Annotated in this window: 2 protein-coding genes and 1 pseudogene; all 3 read left to right on the forward strand. The window is 65.7% G+C overall.

All coding sequences use genetic code 11. The features are described from left to right. Positions 1-653: pseudogene (locus tag HPC46_RS34125) on the forward strand (hypothetical protein); the annotation flags it as partial. Next, on the forward strand, positions 653-2,248 hold the full coding sequence (locus HPC46_RS34130; protein ID WP_179476401.1) for an MCE family protein: 1,596 nt from the start codon (positions 653-655) through the stop codon (positions 2,246-2,248). The pseudogene HPC46_RS34125 and the gene HPC46_RS34130, both read left to right, overlap by 1 nt. Before the next feature lie 23 nt (positions 2,249-2,271). After that, positions 2,272-2,511 carry a hypothetical protein gene (locus HPC46_RS34135; protein WP_233717040.1) on the forward strand — a complete coding sequence of 80 codons (240 nt, stop codon included), beginning with the start codon at positions 2,272-2,274 and terminating at the stop codon, positions 2,509-2,511. Positions 2,512-2,594: the final 83 nt, after the last annotated feature.

A 2,594-nucleotide genomic window follows, 5' to 3' on the forward strand; every position in this document is an offset into this window, starting at 1 on the left:
CTTCTACAATCACCAACGCCGCCACAGTGCCGCCGACGGGCTATCGCCCGTCAACTACGAGATCAGGGAATCCAAGACCAAGCCCGAAGCGGCATAGGAAACCCTCCACGATTTCGGGGGAACCACACCGCGATTTCTCGAATCTGGCCACCGGCCTGATCGACGACACCAAGACCGATCTGGTCAAGAACCTGCAGAACCTCGAGCCCACGCTCAAGGCGCTGGCCGACGTCGGTCCCAAACTGGACACTGCGCTGGCCTACTTGCCCACGTTCCCCTATACCCAGCAGGTGATCGACCGCGCCATCCGCGGCGACTACCTCAATCAATTCATCATCTTCGACTTCACCGTTCCGCGGTTGAAGAAGACACTCATGCTCGGTACGCGCTGGGGCGACGAGAATGCCAAACTCGTTCCGGCGCCCGGTGATCCGTGGTACGCGACATACACCTACGATCCGCTCAATGCGCCGTTCAGCCCTGCGCCACCACCGACGCAGGTGGCCGATCTGTCGCAGGAGTTCGGTCCCGGTCCAGCGCCGGTACCCGGGCGGGCGTCGCTCACCAATGCGACTCAACCCGCGCCGGGAACGGGCGCCGGTCCACTGCCTGGGCCCGCCCCGCAGGCCATGCCATCCGACGGGGGTAACTGATGCTGACGCGTTTCGTCCGAAATCAGCTGATCATCTTCACGATCGCGTCGGTGGTCGGTATCGCCGTGATGGTCGTGGTCTACATGCAGGCGGCGACCCTGCTCGGCATCGGCAGGATCACGGTCAAGCTCGAGCTGCCCAGAACCGGTGGGCTCTACCAGTTCTCGAACGTCACCTATCGCGGTGTCCAGCTCGGCAAGGTGACCGAGGTGGTGCCGACCCGCACGGGCGCGGTGGCCACCCTGTCATTGGAAAGCAATCCGAAGGTGCCTGCTGACCTGCAGGCACGGGTGCTCAGCGTGTCGGCGGTCGGTGAGCAGTACGTGGATCTGGTTCCGCGCACCGATTCCGGACCGTACCTGCAGGACGGTGCGGTGATTCCGGCCAAGAACGCGGTCCTCCCGCAGGCCATCGGGCCGATGTTGGACCAGACCAACGCTCTGCTCAAAAGCATCCCCACCGACCGCCTGACCGAGCTGCTGAGCAACGCCTACAAGGGGCTCAACGGTGCGGGTGACGACCTCACTACGCTGAATGACTCCGCGTCGAAGCTTGCCGCGGACTTCAGCGCCACGGCCGATCAAACCCGGACGCTGGTGGAGGACAGCCGACCGCTGCTCGACGGCCAGGTGGCCTCCACCGACGCGATCCGCACCTGGGCGCAGAGCCTGGCTGGGATCACCAGTCAACTCGACACCAACGACCCACAGTGGCGCAGCATCCTGGCCAACGGTCCCGGTGCGGCGGACGAAGCCACAGCGCTGCTGAATCAAGTCAAACCGACCCTGCCGGTGCTGCTGGCCAGCCTCACGACCGTGGGTCAGGTGGGTGTGACCTACAACAGGAGCCTCGAACAGTTGCTTGTCCTGTTGCCGCCGTACATCGGCTCGATCCAGGCGGTCGGCTCGCCGCTGAACAATCCGACCGGCATGACGCTCGGTGACTTCACGCTGACCATCAGCGATCCGCCGGCCTGCACCGTGGGCTTCCTGCCGCCGAGCCAGTGGCGCTCACCGGAGGACACCAGTGACGCGGACACCCCGGACGGGCTGTACTGCAAGCTGCCGCAGGATTCGCCCATCGCCGTCCGCGGTGCGCGCAACTATCCATGCCAGGGAGAGCCTGGCAAGCGAGCGCCGACGGTGGAGATCTGCGACAGCGACAAGCCGTACGAGCCGCTGGCCATGCGGCAGCACGCAACCGGTCCGTACCCGATCGACCCGAATCTGATCGCGCAGGGCATCCCGCCCGACGATCGGGTCACGCTCGGAGAGAACATCTACGGGCCGCTTCAGGGCACCCCGATGCCGACGGGGCCGGTGCCGGCGCCGCCGGCTGCTCCGATACCCCCGCAGGCGGGATTCACCGGTCCGGTCGGTGCGCCGAGCATCGCGCCGACCGATACCGGTGGTGCACCGGGAGTCGCGCCGAGCGCCTTCACTCCCGGCACGCCGGGGGGCCCGTCGGTGGCGATCGCCACTTACGATCCGGCGACGGGGCAGTATGCCACGCCGAATGGACACGTGTTCCGCCAGAGCGATCTAGCGCAGTCCGGTGGCCAGCAGTCGTGGAAGGATCTGCTGCCCACGACATGACCACAGGTGAGGGGAGAGACCTAATGCGTACTACGCCACGGGTGCTGATCGGCGTTGCGGCGCTGACCGCTGCCGGGGTCGTCGGTGTGGTGAACCCCGCGACCGCCGGCGCCAACGACAAATGGGCGCTGAACGGAACTTTCGTCGCCACGTCCAACGGCGAGTGGGCCACCACCAACGATGTCTTCCACGACGAGCGCAGCATCCGCAGCATCTGGATGGCCTTCCCCCGAGACCGTGGAGGCATCGGCTATAAGGAGTAGCGATGTCAGAGAAACGGAAGAAGTACGACCGGGAGTTCCGTGAGGGCGCTGTGCGGATCGTGCTTGAGACGGGTAAGCCGATC

Source organism: Mycolicibacterium vinylchloridicum (genome assembly GCF_013404075.1).
In the GTDB taxonomy this organism is placed as follows: domain Bacteria; phylum Actinomycetota; class Actinomycetes; order Mycobacteriales; family Mycobacteriaceae; genus Mycobacterium; species Mycobacterium vinylchloridicum.

What these genes read in the sequence shown, in the direction of transcription:
- HPC46_RS34130 (WP_179476401.1), top strand. Translation starts at nt 653, where the DNA reads ATGCTGACGCGTTTCGTCCGAAATCAGCTGATCATCTTCACGATCGCG.
- HPC46_RS34135 (WP_233717040.1), top strand. Translation starts at nt 2,272, where the DNA reads ATGCGTACTACGCCACGGGTGCTGATCGGCGTTGCGGCGCTGACCGCT.